General features: G+C 68.8%; 16 protein-coding genes. 7 read left to right on the top strand and 9 right to left on the bottom strand.

What is annotated here, in order from left to right:
* Positions 1-63 precede the first annotated feature (63 nt).
* Genes ccoP through ccoN form a run of 4 tightly spaced genes read right to left on the bottom strand, consistent with a single transcriptional unit; the run spans position 64 to position 3,519 of the window.
* Positions 64-948: a cytochrome-c oxidase, cbb3-type subunit III gene (gene ccoP / locus J2S75_RS06775; RefSeq protein ID WP_307019035.1), complete on the bottom strand. Its 885-nt coding sequence runs from the start codon at positions 946-948 to the stop codon at positions 64-66.
* 2 nt (positions 949-950) lie between these two features.
* The gene (locus tag J2S75_RS06770; RefSeq protein ID WP_244379205.1) at positions 951-1,106 is read right to left on the bottom strand and encodes a cbb3-type cytochrome c oxidase subunit 3; all 156 of its coding nucleotides are present in this window, start codon (positions 1,104-1,106) and stop codon (positions 951-953) included.
* Between the two features lie 10 nt (positions 1,107-1,116).
* Complete coding sequence (gene ccoO, locus J2S75_RS06765; protein WP_244379207.1) at positions 1,117-1,872, bottom strand: cytochrome-c oxidase, cbb3-type subunit II; 756 nt, start codon at positions 1,870-1,872, stop codon at positions 1,117-1,119.
* A 12-nt stretch (positions 1,873-1,884) separates the two neighbouring features.
* Complete coding sequence (ccoN, locus tag J2S75_RS06760; protein ID WP_307019167.1) at positions 1,885-3,519, bottom strand: cytochrome-c oxidase, cbb3-type subunit I; 1,635 nt, start codon at positions 3,517-3,519, stop codon at positions 1,885-1,887.
* Between the two features lie 454 nt (positions 3,520-3,973).
* Between ccoN and J2S75_RS06755 the strand changes: the two genes are divergently transcribed.
* The 5 genes from J2S75_RS06755 to cysG all read left to right on the top strand — a co-directional run bounded on the left by J2S75_RS06755 (position 3,974) and on the right by cysG (position 8,187).
* The gene (locus tag J2S75_RS06755) at positions 3,974-4,273 is read left to right on the top strand and encodes a hypothetical protein (protein WP_307019034.1); all 300 of its coding nucleotides are present in this window, start codon (positions 3,974-3,976) and stop codon (positions 4,271-4,273) included.
* 93 nt (positions 4,274-4,366) lie between these two features.
* Complete coding sequence (msrA, locus tag J2S75_RS06750) at positions 4,367-5,020, top strand: peptide-methionine (S)-S-oxide reductase MsrA (RefSeq protein WP_307019033.1); 654 nt, start codon at positions 4,367-4,369, stop codon at positions 5,018-5,020.
* A 169-nt stretch (positions 5,021-5,189) separates the two neighbouring features.
* Complete coding sequence (locus J2S75_RS06745) at positions 5,190-5,918, top strand: hypothetical protein (protein ID WP_307019032.1); 729 nt, start codon at positions 5,190-5,192, stop codon at positions 5,916-5,918.
* Between the two features lie 180 nt (positions 5,919-6,098).
* Positions 6,099-6,596: a TIGR00645 family protein gene (locus J2S75_RS06740; RefSeq protein WP_244379215.1), complete on the top strand. Its 498-nt coding sequence runs from the start codon at positions 6,099-6,101 to the stop codon at positions 6,594-6,596.
* Positions 6,597-6,684: 88 nt separating this feature from the next.
* A complete protein-coding gene (gene cysG / locus J2S75_RS06735; RefSeq protein ID WP_370874093.1) occupies positions 6,685-8,187 on the top strand; it encodes a siroheme synthase CysG in 1,503 nt (500 codons plus the stop codon).
* Positions 8,188-8,419: 232 nt separating this feature from the next.
* Here the strand turns inward: cysG and hisG are convergent, their stop codons facing one another.
* Both hisG and J2S75_RS06725 read right to left on the bottom strand, forming a co-directional pair.
* The gene (gene hisG, locus J2S75_RS06730) at positions 8,420-9,391 is read right to left on the bottom strand and encodes an ATP phosphoribosyltransferase (protein WP_307019031.1); all 972 of its coding nucleotides are present in this window, start codon (positions 9,389-9,391) and stop codon (positions 8,420-8,422) included.
* Positions 9,388-10,506 carry an ATP phosphoribosyltransferase regulatory subunit gene (locus J2S75_RS06725; protein ID WP_307019030.1) on the bottom strand — a complete coding sequence of 373 codons (1,119 nt, stop codon included), beginning with the start codon at positions 10,504-10,506 and terminating at the stop codon, positions 9,388-9,390. The genes hisG and J2S75_RS06725 overlap by 4 nt, the downstream gene beginning before the upstream one ends.
* 208 nt (positions 10,507-10,714) lie before the next feature.
* On the opposite strand from J2S75_RS06725, the gene J2S75_RS06720 reads away from it, so the two are divergent.
* Positions 10,715-10,942 carry a hypothetical protein gene (locus tag J2S75_RS06720; RefSeq protein ID WP_307019029.1) on the top strand — a complete coding sequence of 76 codons (228 nt, stop codon included), beginning with the start codon at positions 10,715-10,717 and terminating at the stop codon, positions 10,940-10,942.
* A 92-nt stretch (positions 10,943-11,034) separates the two neighbouring features.
* Here J2S75_RS06720 and hisS read toward each other — a convergent pair whose 3' ends face one another.
* The 3 genes from hisS to J2S75_RS06705 form a co-directional block, all read right to left on the bottom strand.
* Positions 11,035-12,636 (bottom strand): histidine--tRNA ligase, encoded by a 1,602-nt coding sequence (gene hisS, locus J2S75_RS06715; RefSeq protein WP_307019028.1) that lies wholly within the window; start codon positions 12,634-12,636, stop codon positions 11,035-11,037.
* Between the two features lie 96 nt (positions 12,637-12,732).
* Positions 12,733-13,848 carry a TIGR03364 family FAD-dependent oxidoreductase gene (locus J2S75_RS06710; RefSeq protein WP_307019027.1) on the bottom strand — a complete coding sequence of 372 codons (1,116 nt, stop codon included), beginning with the start codon at positions 13,846-13,848 and terminating at the stop codon, positions 12,733-12,735.
* Positions 13,849-13,944: 96 nt separating this feature from the next.
* Positions 13,945-15,804: a tetratricopeptide repeat protein gene (locus J2S75_RS06705; protein ID WP_307019026.1), complete on the bottom strand. Its 1,860-nt coding sequence runs from the start codon at positions 15,802-15,804 to the stop codon at positions 13,945-13,947.
* Between the two features lie 303 nt (positions 15,805-16,107).
* On the opposite strand from J2S75_RS06705, the gene aptA reads away from it, so the two are divergent.
* Positions 16,108-17,445, top strand: a complete 1,338-nt coding sequence (aptA, locus tag J2S75_RS06700; protein WP_307019025.1) for an omega-aminotransferase AptA — start codon at positions 16,108-16,110, stop codon at positions 17,443-17,445.
* Positions 17,446-17,634 lie beyond the last annotated feature (189 nt).

The raw sequence follows: 17,634 nt of genomic DNA, 5'->3' as shown, positions 1-17,634 counted from the left end.
TTATGCGGCGGGACGCCGCTGAGACGCCCCGCCGCATGGCCTCAACCCGTCAGGGTGCGCGCGCTACTGTCCCCCACCGAGCGCATGCACATAGACGGTGAGGGCCTTGATGGTGGTCGGGTCGAGACGCCCCGCCCAGGCCGGCATGATGCCGGCGCGGCCATTGGTCAGGGTGGCGATGATGCTGTCGCGGTCCGAACCGTAGAGCCAGATGCCGTCGGTGAGATTGGGCGCGCCAAGCTCGATATTGCCCTTGCCGTCGGCGCCGTGGCAGGCGGCGCAATTGGCGGCGAACACTTCCTTGCCCTTGGCGAGGTCGGGCGTCACGCCCTTCGGCACCGGCAGGTCGGAGAGCGAGCGCACATAGTCCGCCACCGCCACGATTTCCGGACGCTGCAGCAGGCCGTCGCGGCCGAAGGCCGGCATGTCGCCGACATGGGCGTCGGCATCGGTGGAGCGGATGCCGTGCAGGATGGTCTGCTGGATCTGTTCCAGCGAGCCGCCCCACATCCAGTCGTCGTCATTCAGGTTCGGATAACCCTTGGAGCCGGCGGCACCCGAGCCATGGCACGGGGCGCAATTGTCGCCGAAGGCGGCGCGGCCCTGAGCGCGGGCGAAGGCCAGAAGTTCGGGGCTGGCCTCGATCTGTTCGAGCGAGGCGGCTTCCAGCTTCTCGGCGAAGGCGCCGCGCTGGACGCGCAGGTCCGCGAGTTGCACCTGCACCGCCTCGCGCGACTTCCAGCCGAGCACGCCTGACGTGTAGCCGGAGACGAGCGGCCAGGCCGGGTAGGCGATCCAGTAGAGGAAGGCCCACACGATGGTGGCGTAGAAGGTCCACAGCCACCAGCGCGGCAGCGGGTTGTTCAGTTCGCGAATGCCGTCCCACTCGTGGCCGGTCGTCGAGACGCCGGTGACGGCGTCGACTTCGTTCTTGTGATGCTCGGCCATGATCAATCCTCGCGCAGCGGCATGCGGGCAGCGTCCTCGAACTGCGCCTTGCGCCGCGGCGAGAGCGCATAGGCGAGCACGCAGAGGAAGATGCCGACGAAGTAGAGAAGCCCCCAGGTCTGAGCGAATTCGGCGAGGGCGCGATAGGTCTCGTTCATCCCAGCCTCCTCAGCGGATGTTTGCCTTGTCGTCGTAGAGCTTGAAGTCGACCATGGTGCCGAGCGCCTGGAGATAGGCGATCAGCGCATCCGCTTCCGACAGCAGTTTGGGATTGCCGTCGAAGTCGCGCTGCTGCGCGCCGGGATAGCGTTCCTTCAGCCCGTCGGCATCGGCGTCGGGGTTGGCCTGCGCCCGAAGGTCCGCCAGCGCTTCCGTGACCATCGCCTCGGAATAGGGCACGCCGAGCACGGCGTTCACCTTCATGTCGTCGGCGACCTCATAGGTCTTGAGCGGGGTCTGCGCCAGGAAGGGGTAGCCGGGCATGATCGAGCCCGGGACCACCGAGCGCGGATCGGCGAGGTGCTGGCGCTGCCATTCGTCGGAATATTTGTTGCCGACGCGGGCGAGGTCCGGCCCGGTGCGCTTGGAGCCCCACTGGAACGGGCGGTCATACATGCTCTCGGCCGCCAGCGAGTAGTGGCCGTAGCGTTCCACCTCGTCGCGCAGCGGGCGCACCATCTGCGAGTGGCAGTTGTAGCAGCCCTCGCGGACATAGATGTTGCGGCCGGCGAGTTCCAGCGGCGTCCAGGGACGGATGCCGGAGACCTTCTCGATGGTGCTTTTGAGGTAGAACAGCGGCACGATCTCCACGAGGCCGCCAATGGCGACCACGAGCAGGATGCCGATGACCAGCCAGATCGAGTTCTTCTCGAGAAAGGCGTGCTTGGCCCAGAGGGATTTCTTCGGAGCGACGGCTTCAGCCATGATCTTGCCTCCTCACTCGGCCGGCACGAGGGACGGGTTGGGGACGCCGGTGCCGGCTTCCGCCAGATCCGGCTGGCGGATGGTCATGATCAGGTTGAAGGCCATGATCAGCCCGCCGATCAGGAACAGCACGCCACCCACCGCGCGGATGATGTAGAAGGGGTGCATCGCCTCGACCGTCTCGATGAAGGAGTATTCGAGGAAGCCGAGCGAGGTGTAGGCGCGCCACATCAGGCCCTGCAGGATGCCCGCCACCCACATCGCCGAGATGTAGAAGACGATACCGATGGTCGAGATCCAGAAGTGCCAGTTGACGAGGCGGAGCGAATACAGTTCCCGCTTCTGCCAGAGCCACGGCACGAGGCAGTAGATGGCGCCGAAGGAGATGTAGGCGACCCAGCCGAGCGCACCGGAATGCACATGGCCGATGGTCCAGTCGGTGTAGTGGGAAAGCGAGTTCACCGCCTTCACCGACATCATCGGGCCTTCGAAGGTCGACATGCCGTAGAATGCGACCGACACCACCATCATGCGCAGCACCGGGTCGGTGCGCAGCTTGTCCCAGGCGCCCGAGAGCGTCATCAGGCCGTTGATCATGCCGCCCCAGGAGGGCATCCACAGGATGATGGAGAAGGTCATGCCCAGCGTCTGCGCCCAGTCCGGCAGCGCGGTGTAGTGCAGGTGGTGCGGGCCGGCCCAGATATAGATGAAGATCAGCGCCCAGAAGTGGATGATCGACAGCCGGTAGGAATAGACCGGCCGGTCGGCCCGCTTGGGGATGAAGTAGTACATGATGGCGAGGAAGCCGGCGGTGAGGAAGAAGCCGACCGCGTTATGGCCGTACCACCACTGCACCATCGCATCCTGCACGCCCGCCCAGACGATGTAGGATTTGGGCGAGAACACCGAGACCGGGATCGTCGCGTTGTTGCCGAGATGCAGCATCGCGATGGTGACGATGAAGGCGAGATAGAACCAGTTGGCGACGTAGATGTGCGGTTCCCTGCGGCGCCACAGCGTGGCGAGGAACACGAGCAGATAGGTCACCCACACCACGGTCAGCCACAGATCGGCGTACCATTCCGGCTCGGCATATTCCTTGCCCTGGGTGATGCCCAGGAGATAGCCCGTGCCGGCGATGACGATGAAGAAGTTATAGCCCAGCACCACGAACCACGGCGCGAGATAGCCGGCGAGGCGGGCGCGCGAGGTGCGCTGCACCACATAGAACGAGGTGCCGATCAGCACGTTGCCGCCAAAGGCGAAGATCACCGCCGACGTGTGCAGCGGCCGCAGCCGGCCGAAGGCGGTCCAGGGCAGGTCGAGGTTCAGCCAGGGGAAGGCGAGCTGGAAGGCGATGATGACGCCGACCAGAAAGCCGGCGATGCCCCAGAACATCGCCGCAATGGTGGCGAACTTCACCGGGCCGAAATTGTAGTTCGGCTTGCCGTCGATCTCCAGCGCCGGCAGGGCCGCCGGGCGGTCCACATAGCGGTTGAGGATGACGAACACCGCCGCCAGGCTGGCGAAGGCCGAGAGATAGGCGTGGAAGGCATAGGCGGCATCGTGCGTCTTTGCCGCGACGGTGATGCAGGACAGCGCCAGGACCGCGAAGACGAAGGCGAGGCCGCCCTCGCCGAAGGTCATCTTCTTTCCGCTCTGATCGACGCCCGGCTCGGTGGCACCCGAGCCGCGTCCAGCGGAGCTTTGTAGCTGCGTCATTCGACCCTCCACGTTCCGATCGGCCGATCTGGAACGACTCCATGATGTGGAGGGAGCTTTCGCGCCGCGGGCGAGCGACAACCTTGATCCACATCAAGGCTAAGGGTCTTCACGGACGCGAGAGCCCGGCGGCGCAATGCCGCGCGCACAGGGCCACTCACCGGCCGGCCGCTCGCCTCGCGCACCGGTCATCCCGGCTGGAGCGAGGCGGAGAGCCGGGATCGCTCTCCCATTGGGGAAACGGTCCCGGACCGGCCTGCGGCCGTCCGAGATGACGCCCGCAGGACACCCCTCGCGGACCTGCGCCCTTGCAGCCTTTCGGCGATGGCGTCTAAGACGGGCATGCCGCCGGCGAGGCGGGGTCAGGAGACCGGCATTCATGATCCGCTTTCTCTTCCGCTTCGTCGGCCTGTGGGTTCTGGCCGGGGCCTTCGTGGCGCTGGTGCTGGACGGCGTGCGCTCCATCGCCTCGGCGGAGATCGTCACCACTCCGCTCGGCGTCACCTGGCTCGCCGTGGGACCGGACTCGCTGACGCGCTTTCAGGCCTTCGTCACCCGCACCCTCTCCGCCACGGTGTGGGATCATCTCGCCGTGCCGGTGCTGGGCGCCCCGCTCTTTCTCGTGCTCGGCGTCGCCGGCGCGCTGCTGCTCTTGATCGGCCGCCGCCCGGCGGCGTGATGCCGCGCGCGTGAACAGCGCGGCACGGCTCCGCCCTCGCGCGAAGCGGCGTCAATCCCCATATTGCCGCCATTCCAGCAAGGGATTTGCCCCATGTTCTTCTTCAAGAAGAGTATCGACCTGCCGACCCCCGCGCAGGCGCTGCCCGGCCGCGCCCGCCCGCTGCCCACCGCCGAGACCCATTTCGTCAATGGCCACAAGCTGAAGGGCCCCTACCCCGAGGGCTTGGAGACCGCGATTTTCGGGCTTGGCTGCTTCTGGGGCGCGGAGCGCAAGTTCTGGCAGACGCCGGGCGTGTATGTGACCGCCGTCGGCTACATCAACGGCATCACCCCGAACCCGACCTATGAGGAGACCTGCACCGGGCTCACCGGCCATGCCGAGGCGGTGCTGGTCGTGTTCGATCCCGCGAAGGTCAGCTATGGGCAGCTGCTCAAGCTGTTCTGGGAGAGCCACGACCCGACCCAGGGCATGCGCCAGGGCAATGATGTCGGCACCACCTACCGCTCCGGCATCTATGTCACCTCAGCCCAGCAGCGCGCGGAGGCCGAGGCGAGCAAGGCGGCCTATGAGCCGGCGCTGAAGGCGAAGGGCTTCCCGCCCATCACCACCGAGATCGTCGACGCCCCGGTGTTCTACTTCGCCGAGGATTACCACCAGCAATACCTCGCCAAGAACCCGAACGGCTATTGCGGGCTCGGCGGCACCGGCGTCTCCTGCCCCATCGGCACCGGCGTCACCGCCTGACGAGGCCTGGCGCGGCGGGTTTTCCCGCCGCTCCCTTCGCGCCCGTCGGCGGCGTGTGCCTGTCTGTTCTTTGCCTGTCTATTCTTGGTCGCATCGCCGGGCGCGTCTTCCGCCCGGTGCGCAGGTGGGGGTAGCTTCCCGCCACCTGCCCCGACCGAGGATGTTGCCCATGTTCGCCCGGCTTCCCACGCTCACCCGCTCCGCCCTTCTCGCCCTCGTTCTGCCGCTCTGCGCGACGGCGGCGCTGGCGCAGCAGCCGACGCCGGATGTCACGCCGAAGCTGCCGGCGGTGCTGCGCGACGCGCGCTATTGCGAGCTGGTGGCGGTGCATCTCACGCTGGACGGCCTCAAGGCCTCGGTGTTCAACACGCTCGGCTTTGATGACTGCCCCGCCGACAAATGGGACGCGCTGACCCGGCGCGAACTGCTCCGGGAGTTTGACACGCTCGCCGTGGTCATGAACGGCCCGCGCCATTTCATCATGGACGGCATCACCGCCACCGGCGACACCAAGACCGGCGAGGTCATCACGGTGGGCGGCATCGTGATGGCCAAGCGGGCGGAAGTGTCGCTGTCGCTGCATCAGGCGATGGGCCCCTCCTATACCGAGCAGACCATCGACCGCGAGACCACCTATCGCTTCGACGCCGGCAAGCCGGTGTTCCAGCTCACCGCCCCGGACGGCGCGGTCTATGTGATGCAGTCCTACGCCCAGATCGTCGACCCGACGCTCAGCTATGCCGACCTCGCCGGCCTCGGCAGCCGGCTCAAACTGCCGGCGGGCTGGAGCTACAGCACCCGCACGCCGCAGCAGGACCTGCTGCTCGCCGCCAAGGGTACCGCCATCGTCATTCAGGACGAGCTGAAGAACACCTATCAGAAAGTGACGGCGAACTGACGCTCCGTCACCCAGCGAGGGGTGCGCGACGCCCCGCGCGCGCCCCTCGCGCCCCTTCGCGCACGCCCGCATGCGTCTTCGCCGGCGCGCGCCCTTTGCGCTCCCCCTTGCCGCCGTCGCGGCGCCGTGGCACCCCTCTCGCACCCGCGAGAGGCGGGGTCAGCTCAAGGCGACGGACGCATGGAAAAGGTCATCGAACGCTTCATCTTCGTCAGCCGCTGGATCATGGCGCCGTTCTATCTCGGGCTGGTGATCGCGCTCGCGGTGCTTCTGTTCAAATTCGGCGTCGAACTCCTGCATTTCGTCACCCACGCCAATGAGTTCGACGAGGCCGACACCATTCTCGGCATATTGGCGCTGATCGACCTCACCTTCACCGGCTCGCTGGTCATCATCGTCATCTTCTCCGGCTATGAGAATTTCGTCTCCAAGATCGACGCGTCCGGCCATTCCGACTGGCCGGAATGGATGACCAAGGTCGATTTCTCCGGCCTCAAGCAGAAGCTGCTCGCCTCCATCGTCGCCATTTCCGCCATCGCGCTCCTGAAAGCCTTCATGAATCTCGACCGCGGCGTCGACGAGAAGCAGCTGATGTGGCTCGTCATCATCCATGTCGTGTTCGTGCTCTCCGGCGTGGTGCTGGCCTGGACCGACAAGCTGTCGGAAAAGGCGCACTGACATTTTCCGCAAAATTCCCGTCCATTGACTTTAATCGACGGGAATTTTGTGTGATAAGTCATCCAGCCCCTTTCGGACAACCGCCGCGATGACCGATTCCGCCTCCCCCACCCCGCCCGGCGAGCGCCGGGCCCGCCGCGCTTCCGGGCGCATGGACCCGCTCGCCCGTCTGCCGGTGTTCTTCGCGCTGGCCGGGCGCCGCGTCGTGCTGGCCGGCGGCTCGGAGGCGGCGGCGTGGAAGGCGGAGCTGCTCTCGGCCGCCGGGGCGCGGGTGGAGGTGATTGCCCCCGCCTTCTGCGAGGATCTGGTCGAACTCGCCGCCGCCCCGCCCGACGGCCCGCTCCTGCTCATCGCCCGCGACTGGTCGCCGGCCGACCTCGACGGCGCCGCGCTCGCCATCGGCGCGATCGAGGAGGACGGGGAGTGCGCGCGTTTCGCCGAGGCCGCGCGGCGCGCGGGCGTGCCGGTGAATGTGGTCGACAAGCCCGCCTTCTGCGATTTCGCCTTCGGCGCCATCGTCAACCGCTCGCCGCTGGTGGTCGGCATTTCCACCGACGGCGCCGCCCCGGTGTTCGGGCAGGCGGTGCGGGCCAAGATCGAGGCGGTGATCCCGCAGGGTTTCAAGCGCTGGGCGGAAGCCGCGCGCAGCTGGCGCCCGGCGGTGTCCGCCCTCGCCCTCTCCTATCAGGGCCGCCGCGGCTTCTGGGAGCGCTTCACCCGCGCCGCGCTGGAGACGCCGGAAGCCGAACCGACGGAGGCTTTGCGCGAGAGCCTGCTCGGCCGCGCCGAGGTCGAGCGCTCCGACACGCCCCAGGGTTCCGTCGCGCTGGTCGGCGCCGGCCCGGGCGACCCGGAACTGCTCACCCTGAAGGCGGTGCGCGTGCTGCAATCCGCCGATGTCGTGCTCTATGACGACCTCGTCGCCCCGGCAGTGCTCGATGTCGCCCGCCGCGAGGCCCGCAAGATGCTGGTCGGCAAGACCGGCTACAAGGCTTCCTGCAAGCAGGATGACATCAACGCGCTGATGGTCTCACTGGCCAGGCAGGGCAAGCGCGTGGTGCGCCTCAAGGGCGGCGACCCCATGGTGTTCGGCCGCGCCGGGGAGGAAATCACCGCCGCGCGCAATGCCGGCCTGCCGGTGGAAGTGGTGCCCGGCATCACCGCGGCGCAGGGGGCGGCGAGCCGGCTCACCACCTCGCTCACCCATCGCGACCATGCGCGGCGGCTGCAATTCGTCACCGCCCATGCGCGCGACGGCAAGCTGCCGCGCGATCTCGACTGGCAGGCGCTCGCCGATCCCGCCGCCACCACGGTGGTCTATATGCCCCAGCGCACCTGGGGTGAACTGGCGGGCAAGGCGATGGCGGCGGGGCTCGATCCGGCGACGCCGGCCATCGCCCTGTTCTCCGCCACGCGGCCGGAGGAACGGCAGGTTCCCGCCACCGTCGCCACGCTGCAGGCGGCGCTGGAAGCGGCGGTGGCGGACGGCGCCAGCGGGCCCTGCCTTATCCTGTTCGGCCATGCCATTGGCGAGGCGGCGGCGTTCGCGCAGCCGGAAGTGGCGGAGACGGCGCAGGCCGCGCGGGGCTGATACCCGAACATCGTCATCCCGGACGGCCGAAGGCCGATCCGGGATCGTTACCGGAATGGCGAGCGATCCCGGCTCTCGCTCCGCTCGGCCGGGAAGACGACTCCCTCCCCCATCCCCGGGCTTGCCCCGGGGATCCAGCCTTTGGAGCCGTCAAAGCGGCTCTCTTTCCGGCGGCGCCGTTTCCGGGTGGCCGGGTCAAGCCCGGCCATGAGGAGGCAAGGGTGGCGAAGACCTACCCGATCCGCTCTGCCAGCTTCTCGTAAAGCGGGTTCTCGGCGGCGAACACATAGTCGAGCGGGCCGACCGAGACGGTGGCCGCCCCCTGGTCGCGCAAAAACACCGCCAGAGCGTGCAGCGTGTCCGGCGGGCAGTGCAGCGTCACCATGCCCGACGAGGTCGGCGCGCCGAAGGGCGCCACGGCGCGGAAGCGGCGCACCGCCTCCTGCACCACACCGGCATCGCAGGCGGCAAAGCGCGTCTTCACCTCGCGCATGGTGGCGGCGCGCTTGGCCGCCGTCACCCGGTCGAGCAGCGCCCGCGCCGCCGCCCGCGCCTGCGGGTTCCAGTCCGCGTTGAGCGAGGCGACCAGATTGGCCTCCGAGCGCAGCATCACACCGTCGTCGATCACCTTCAGCGCGTTGGCCGCCAGCGTCGAGCCGGTCGTGGTGATGTCGACGATCAGCTCCGCCGTGCCCGCCGCCGGCGTGCCCTCGGTGGCCCCGAGACTCTCCACGATGCGGTAGTCGACAATGCCGTGGCGGGCGAAGAAGCCGCGCGTGAGGTTGAGATATTTCGTCGCCACCCGCACCCGCCGCCCGCGCGTGGCGTGGAAATGCGTGGCGACATCGTCGAGGTCGCGCATGGTGCGCACGTCGATCCAGGCCTGCGGCACCGCCACCACCACATTGGCATGGCCGAAGCCGAGCCCTTCCACCAGCAGCACCTTGGAATCGGCGTCCGGGATGCTCTCGCGCACCAGATCCTCGCCGGTGACGCCGAGATGCACGGCGCCCGCCGCCAGCTGGCTGGCGATCTCGGAGGCCGAGAGATAGGCGACTTCCACCCCCTCCACCCCGTTCAGCGTGCCGCGATAGTCGCGCGCGCCGCGCGATTGGGTGAGCGACATGCCGGCGCGGGCGAAGAAGCCGGTGGCGTTTTCCTGCAGCCGGCCCTTGGACGGCACGGCGACGATCAGCGCGCTCATAGACGGGCCTCCACGGCATCGAGCCGGCCGAGCCAGACGGCGAAACCGACGGCGGGAATGGGCTCCCCGGCGCCGAGCCGGCCGAGCAGCCCGTCATAGCGCCCGCCGGCGACGAGCGGCGCACCCGCGCCATTCTCATGCAGCTCGAACACCATGCCGGAGTAGTAATCCAGCGGCCGGCCGAAGGCGGTGGCGAAGGAGAGGCGCTCGGGCTCGATGCCCTGCGCGGCGATGAAATGGGTGCGGGTCTCGAAGGCGTCGAGCGCGCCGTCCAGCTCCAGCCCCGCCTCCTCCGCCAGCGCCCGCAGCCGCGCCGCCGCCTGGTCGGGCGTGCCGGCAATGGCGAGATAGCGCTCGATCACCGCCACCTTCTCCGCCGACAGCCCCTCGGCATCGCCCGGCGCGGCCTGTTCGAGAAAGCGCTCGGCGATTTCCGAGACGGAACGCCCGCCGACAGTGGAAATGCCGGCGATGGAGAGCAAATCCGTCACCAGCGCCCGCGCCGCCGCCGGGTCCGAGCCCGCCAGCGCCGAGAGCACGCCGGCATGGGCGGTGACGCCGCCGGCCTCGGGGCGCTGCTTCAGCAGCGCGAGATCGGCACCGAGATCGCCGGAGCGGGCGAAATCCTTGATGAGGCGCCGCCGCCACACGGGTGGCAGGGCCAGCGCGTCGAGCAGCGTGGCGAACAGGCCGGCATCGCCGAGCCGGATGGTGGGGTCGATCACCCCCCACAGCGCCGCCGTCTCCAGCCCCAGCGCCAGCACATCGGCGTCCGCCGCCTCGCGGTCGTGCCGGCCGAGGGATTCGACGCCCGCCTGCAGCAGCTCGCCGCCCGCCACATCCGAGCGGAACACCGGGCCGAGATAGGCGAAATCCCGCGGCTGGGCGGCGCCCTCAGTGATGTAATGGCGGCACACCGGCAGGGTCAGGTCCGGGCGCAGGCACAGTTCGCGCCCTTCCGGGTCCATGGTGATGAACATGGTGCGCCGCATTTCCTCGCCCGAGAGGTCGAGAAAGGCATCGGCGGGCTGGAGCACCGGCGGCTCGACGCGCGTGAAACCGGCGCGCGCATAGAGCGCGAGCAGTTCCTCGGCGTGGCTTTGGTCGGCGGGCATGAGGCGGGTCCGGTCTGCGGGAAACGGGGCGTCGAGAAGCTGCGCGCTTCTAGCAAAGCCCCGCGCGCGGGTCCATGCGCGGGCGGCGAGATGGTTTCGGGGTGGGCGAGGCGCCGCCCGTTCCCGTGCGCCTCTCGCCCCTCTGGCATCCCGGCGGGTCCGCGCCTATCTCCTCGCCGCATTGTGTTTACTGCCAAGGACTTCCGCGATGAAAGGCGCCCTCAGCGAACTCTCCGCCTGGCTTCAGGCCAACGGCCTCAACCCCGCCGATTTCCGCCTGCGGCTGGAGGCGAAGACCATCACCGCCCAGCGCGACGCGCTCAAAGCGTTCAAGACCGAGGTCGAGCCCCACCTCGCGCCCCCCGCCGCGCCCCACCGCAAGGGCACGCTGAACGGGGTGGAAATCTCCGTCGAAGGCCCGCTGCACGGCTTCTGATAGGATGACGGTGCGCGCAATGACCGCCCGTCCGCACGCCCGTCATGCCGAGGTGCCCGGCACAGCCGGGCGTCGACGCACGCAGGCCGCCCTCAGCCTCGCGCCGCCCCGTGCGGCACGCCGTGATGGTCGAGCAGCTCGCGCACCTTCTCCACCAGCTCGGCCTCCGCGCAGGCGAACTGCGCCGGGCGGGCGCTGCGCCATTCGGCATTGTCGGTGATGGCGGCGGCGGCCTTGGCGCCTTCGATCAGATCCTTGATCTGCACCTGACCGGCATTGCGCTCGTCCGAACCCTGGATGACGACGCAAGGCGAATTGCGGCGGTCGGCATATTTGAACTGGTTGCCGAGATTCTTCGGGTTGCCGAGATACATCTCGGCGCGGATGCCGGCCTGCCGCAGCGTGGCGACGAGGCCCATATAGTGCGCCGTCTGGTCGCGATCCATCACCACGACCACCACGGGCCCGAATTCCGGCTTGGCGTCGGTCTTGAGGTAGGACAGCGCGGAAGCCAGCCGCGAGACGCCGATGGAGAAACCCGTAGCCGGCACCGCTTCGCCCCGGAAGCGGCCGACCAGCCCGTCATAGCGCCCGCCACCGCCGACCGAACCGAAGCGCACCGGGCGGCCCTTCTCGTCCTTCACCTCGAAGGTCAGCTCGGCCTCGAAGACCGGGCCGGTGTAATATTCGAGACCACGCACGACGGAAAGATCGACGCAAATCTTCTGGGAAGTGTAGCCAGCGGCTTCAGTTAAGAGAACAATCTCTTCCAACTCGCGGATACCTTCCTGCACAAGCGGGTAGGACGGCAAACTGGAGCGAAGCCCCTTTATCGTTTCGGCGTTGGAGTATCGAACGAACCAAGGCTCTCCATCCGTGTCTTTACCGAATGGTTTTGCACCGATGGCATCTGCAGGAACGTTCTCCATGGGAGTCGGCCGTACAACGAATGCCAATAGGATCGTATCGATCTGCCCCTCATCCAGCCCCGCGCCCTTGGTGAAGTCGCCGCTCTTGGCCTCGGGGTTCTCCCAGCGGCCTTCGCCCAGCAGGTCGCGCACGCCCGAGATGCCCACCTTGTCGAACTTGTCGATGGCGCGCAGCACGGTCAGCCGGCGGCCGGCATTCTCATCGCCGCCGAGGCCGATCGCCTCCAGCACGCCGTCCAGCACCTTGCGGTTGTTCACCTTGATGACGAACTTGCCGGCAAGCCCCAGCGCGTCCAGCGTGTCGGCCATCATCATGCAGATCTCGGCGTCCGCCGCGACGGTCGGGGCGCCCACCGTGTCGGCGTCGAACTGCATGAACTGGCGGAAGCGCCCCGGGCCGGGCTTCTCGTTGCGAAACACCCAGCCGGCGCGGTAGCTGCGGAAGGGCTTCGGCAGCTTGTCGAAATTCTCCGCGACATGGCGGGCGAGCGGGGCGGTCAGGTCATAGCGCAGCGACAGCCACTGCTCGTCATCGTCCTGGAAGGAAAACACGCCCTCATTCGGCCGGTCCTGGTCGGGCAGGAACTTCCCCAGCGCGTCAGTATATTCGATGAAGGGAGTTTCCAGCGCCTCGAAGCCGTAGAGCTCATAGACCTTGCGGATGGTCTCCAGCATCGCCCGCGTCGGCGCGAGGTCGCCCGGCCCGCGATCGGCGAAGCCGCGCGGCATGCGGGCGCGAAGCTTGGTGGGTTTGTCCTTGGCCATGGGCGCCGTCCTTCTCGAAGTACGGCGCGGGTTTAGAGGATGGGGCGACGTGCGGCAATGGCTTGGAGGCTGTGGCTTGCCGGCAATGGCGGCGCTTCAGTCGAACAGCTCCGCCACCGCTTCCTCAGCAATGGCGAAGCCGGTGGAGGCGCCGGTGCCGCTGGTCACCACCACGAGCCGGATATGGTCGTGCGGCCGGTCGATGAAGGCGAGGCGGTCGGCGGCGGAGGCATAGGTGCCGATCCAGCGCTCGGCGACCGCAGGCCGGCGGCCGAACAGGGCTTCATATTCGTCGAGGATCAGCTCATCGACGAAAGCCGGGGCGAAGGGGTCCGGCGTCGCGGCGTAGTGATGGCTGTCGCCGACCACGAGCGAGCCATCGGCCGACTGCACGACGATGAGATGCACGCCGTGCTTGAGATGTTCGGCCTGCTCGGCCTCCAGCACGCGCTTCAGCGCCTCCGCTTCGGGCAGTTCGGCATAGCCGAGATAGCGCCCCAGAGAGAGGTCGGTCATGACCGAGCCCGGCAGCCGGCCGAGCGCCGGGTCGGTCACGCGCAGCATGTGCAGCTTGCAGCGGGTGACGCCATAGGATTTGAAACGGTCCTCGAACAGCGTGTGGAAATCGTCGCCCGGCGCCACCACGATGCGCGCGGCCGAAATCGTGCCGGAGGAGGTGACGACGCGGCCCGGCTCGACGGCGGTCACCGCGCTTTCGCGGCGGAACGCCACGCCCTCGCTCGCCAGCCAGGCGGCGAGGCGGGGAATGGCGTCGCGCGATTCCACCCGCATGTCGTGCGGGCTCCACAGGCCGCCGGAAAGCGCGCCCGTGAGCGCGGGCAGCCGCTCGCGCGCCGCCTCGGGCGTGAGCAGTTCGCAGCCCTCGCCCATCTCGGTGGCGCGGAAGGCTTCCAGCACCGGCATCGCCTCCGGCCGGCGCACGGCGACCAGCAGGCCGCGATGCTCCACCGCGATGCCCGCCTTCGGCGCCACCTCGGCCCAGATGTCGCGCGAGCGCATGGCGCGGCGCCAGCATTCGCCGCGCTGCTGGCCGGTGACGGTGACGAAGCCGAAATTGCGCACCGAGGCGCCATTGGCCTGCGCGTCGCGGTCGATGACGACCGTCTTCAGCCCGCGGCGGCGGGCGGCAAGGGCATGGCCAAGGCCGACGACGCCCGCACCGACAATGGCGAGATCGAAACTGTCCGACATGAGAGGGGTCCGCGTGGAAGGAGGGTATCCGGGCGGACAAAGCCTATAACCCCTCCCGGCCCGTCCTGCCACGCGTTCCTGTGCGCAGGCGGGTTATCAATTCGCGGCCGCGGAATTCGTGTGCTTCAGGCCGAGATCGGCAAGATCGGCCCGCACCTTGCGGGCGACGCCGGCATCGGGGAAGAAGCGGGCGATCATGGTGTCGGGGTCGCTGCCCCAGGCGGGGGCGAGCGCGACGAGCTTGGACACATCGGCCCGCGCCTCCTCATCCTCGCCGGCGAGATGGCTGGCCAGCGCCCGCGCCAGCAGCCCCGGCGCATAGCCCTCGCCCATGAGGTGATCCGCCGCCGCCATTGCTGCCACCGCGTCGCCCCGGACATAGGCGGCGATGACGCGGTGATACTCCACCCAGGGCGGCATGCCCGGCGCCGCCTGCGCCGCCTGCGCCAGCATGGCCTCGCCGCGCGCGGTCTCGCCCAGCGCGATCAGCCGGCCGCCGAAATCGGCGATGATGTCGACATCATAGGGGTTCAGCTCCAGCGCGGCGGTGCCGGCCGCCAGTGTCGCCGCGCGCTCGCCACGGAAGAAATGCACATCCATCAGCACACGCCGGGCGAAAGCGCTGGTGGGCGCCAGCTCCACCGCCTGCTCGGCGGCGGCGAGGGCGCGGTTGAGCGTCGGGGTGGCCGCGCGCATCGGAGCGCCGGCGCGGATTTCGTCGAGCGAGAGTTCGGCGAGCAGCGCATAGCCGAGGGCGAAGGTGCGGTCCTCCGCCACCGTCTTTTCCAGGCATGCCAGCGCCGCCTCATGCTCGGCCGGGCGATAGGAGCGCCAATAGGAATAGGCCATGAGCACGCAGCCATAAGGCCCCGCCACCGCCGGGCCGCCGGCGGCGGTGACACGGGCCCGCGCCCGCGCCTGGATGACGCCATAGGGCTCGGCGATCGCCGCCATGATGTCGCGCACCAGGCCGATTTCCAGTGCCGTGGCGTCGCCGCCGCGCTTGAGGCTGTCGAACTCGCGCGACCAGACGATGGTGCCGTCGCACAGGTCGGAAAGCCGCAGCAGCACGGAGAGCGTGCCGTCGTCATGGTTTTCCACCAGCCCGCCGAGCGCAAAGGCGGAACTGGCAGACGCGCCCTCGCCGGAACAGCGCAGCGCCGGCCGCGCATCCGGGCTCGCCAGCACGTCGAGCAGGTCGAACCGGGCCAGCGCGTCGCGCACCCGCACCTCGATCCCCTCGGCGGTGAAATCGCCGCTGGCGGCAGCGCCGGGGGCCCTGGCCGCGCCGCCGGTGGTCTCGAAACCCCGCACCTCGATCATCGGAATGCCGAGCCGGTTGGTCCGCTCCAGCGGCTGCCAGCCCGAACCGGCGATCAGGCCGCGCAGGCCCAGCGGGTCATGGCTGCCGGTGACGAGGCCCGCCACGACGACGGCGCACGCCAGCAGCAGCAGGGCGAGCCCAAGGACACGGCCGAGGCGCGGCCGGCCCGGCGGCGGCAGGGCGGCGGGTGCGGGCATCGATCCGTCCGGCAGGCCGGCATTCGCGGGGGCGCGCGCCCCGGCCTCGCCGTCGCTGACAAACGCCTCGTCCTCGCCCTCCCCGGCCGGCAGGCGCGGCAGGAACTGCGGCACATAGCTGCCGCGCGGAATGGCGATTTCGATCTCGTCGCCCGCCCCGGCGCCGGCATAATAGCGCTCCAGCGCCCGGCGCAGCCTGGTGGCCTCCACCCGCACGATCGGGTCGGCCTGCGGGTCGAAGGAGGCGTCGCGGCCCAGAGCCTCGACGGCGATGGTGTAGCCCTTGATCGCCTCGCGCCGTCCTTCCAATGTGGCTTCGACGACGAAGCGCAAGATGTTGCCAAGCTGCGGCGAGGAGCGCAGCTCGTCGGAGCCGAGCACGAGCGCCAGCGCGTGCCGTACCGCTTCCGGGGTGGCGGCACCGGCGTCGGGCATCTCGATTGTCGTGCTCTCCGGCACTGCAACGTCCTATCCTGCGCCGCCCCGGGGTCCCCCCTCCCGCAACGGCCGAAACGCTCCACGGAAAGTATGCCGCGCGCCGCATGACGCAACGTGACCACTTTCCCCTCTGCCGCGCCTTGATGGCCGCGATGAGGCGGCGGGGTCAAGGTCCGTCGGGCGGCAGAAAGGAAAGTGATCACATCATGATTATTTCTCGTGAGCAGATCCTGCATAGATATTATACATGAATAAAAAAGCGCGGCCTGCCCTGATCGTCGTCCCCTGACGGAGTTTTCCATGCCCTCCTCTTCGTCCGCCATTGCCAGCCCGAACGACCTTGAGGCGTTCTTCATGCCCTTCACGCCCAACCGGGCGTTCAAGGCGCGGCCGCGGCTGCTGTCCCGCGCCAAGGACATGCACTACTACACGCCCGAAGGGCGCGGGGTGCTGGATGCCACCGCCGGTCTGTGGTGCGCCAATGCCGGCCACAACCGCGACCCGATCGTCGAGGCGATCCAGAACCAGGCGGCGGAGATGGATTTCGCCCCGCCCTTCCAGTACGGCCACCCCAAGGCTTTCGCCGTCGCCGCCCGCATCGCCGCGCTGGCGCCGGGCGATCTCGACCATGTGTTCCTGTGCAATTCCGGCTCCGAGGCCGGCGACAGCGCGCTGAAGATCGCGCTCGCCTACCACGCCACCACGGGCAACGCGACGCGCACCCGCCTCATCGGCCGCGAGCGCGGCTATCACGGCGTCGGCTTCGGCGGCATCTCGGTCGGCGGCATGTCGCCCAACCGCAAGATGTTCGGCTCGCTGCTGCCGGGCGTCGACCATCTGCCGCACACCTATAATCGCGAGAAGCAGGCCTTCTCCAAGGGCGAGCCGGAGTGGGGCGCCGAGCGCGCCGACGCGCTGGAGAACCTCGTCGCCCTGCACGACGCCTCCACCATCGCCGCCGTCATCGTCGAGCCGATGGCCGGCTCCACCGGCGCCATTCCCGCCCCGGTCGGCTATCTCAAGCGCCTGCGCGAGATCTGCGACAAATACGGCATCCTCCTGATCTTCGACGAGGTCATCACTGGCTTCGGCCGCCTCGGCTATGCCTTCGCCGCCGAGCGCTATGGCGTGGTGCCCGACATGATCACCTTCGCCAAGGGCGTCACCTCGGGCGCGGTGCCGATGGGCGGCGTGCTGGTGCGCAAGCACATTTACGACGCCTTCGTGAAGAGCGACGCGCCGGTCATCGACCTGTTCCACGGCTACACCTATTCGGCCCACCCGCTGGCCTGCGCCGCCTCGCTGGCGACGCTGGACCTCTACCGCGAGGAAGGCCTGTTCGAGCGGGTGCGCGCGATCGAGCCGGTATGGGCGGATGCGTTCCACTCGCTGCGCTCCAAGCCCGGCGTGCTCGACATCCGCACGGTCGGCCTCGTCGGCGCCATCGACTTCGCCTCGCGCGAGGACGGTGTCGGCCGCCGCGCCTATGAGGGCATGGAGCGGCTGTTCCACGACGAGGGCATGCTGGTGCGCACCGCTGGCGACACCTTCGCCGTCAGCCCGCCGCTCATCGTCAGCGAGAGCCAGATGGGCGAGATCGTCGAGAAGATCGGCCGCACGCTCGACGCGATCTTCTGAGCGGGCGGACTGCCGCCTCCCTCATCCCCGGGCCTGTCCCGGGGATCCAGCGGTCCCGGCTTGCGCCGCTGAAAAGCCTGGGTGGCCGGGTCAAGCCCGGCCATGAGGGCATTTGGCGCGGCCAGCCTCTCAACTCGACCAACGTCATGCTGAGGTGGCCGGCGATGGGCCGGCCTTCCAGCCGCCCTC

This window comes from Ancylobacter polymorphus, assembly GCF_030813495.1.
Lineage (GTDB): Bacteria > Pseudomonadota > Alphaproteobacteria > Rhizobiales > Xanthobacteraceae > Ancylobacter > Ancylobacter polymorphus.
Note: the sequence above shows the minus strand (reverse complement) of the source record. Positions and strands in the feature narration are given on the sequence as shown.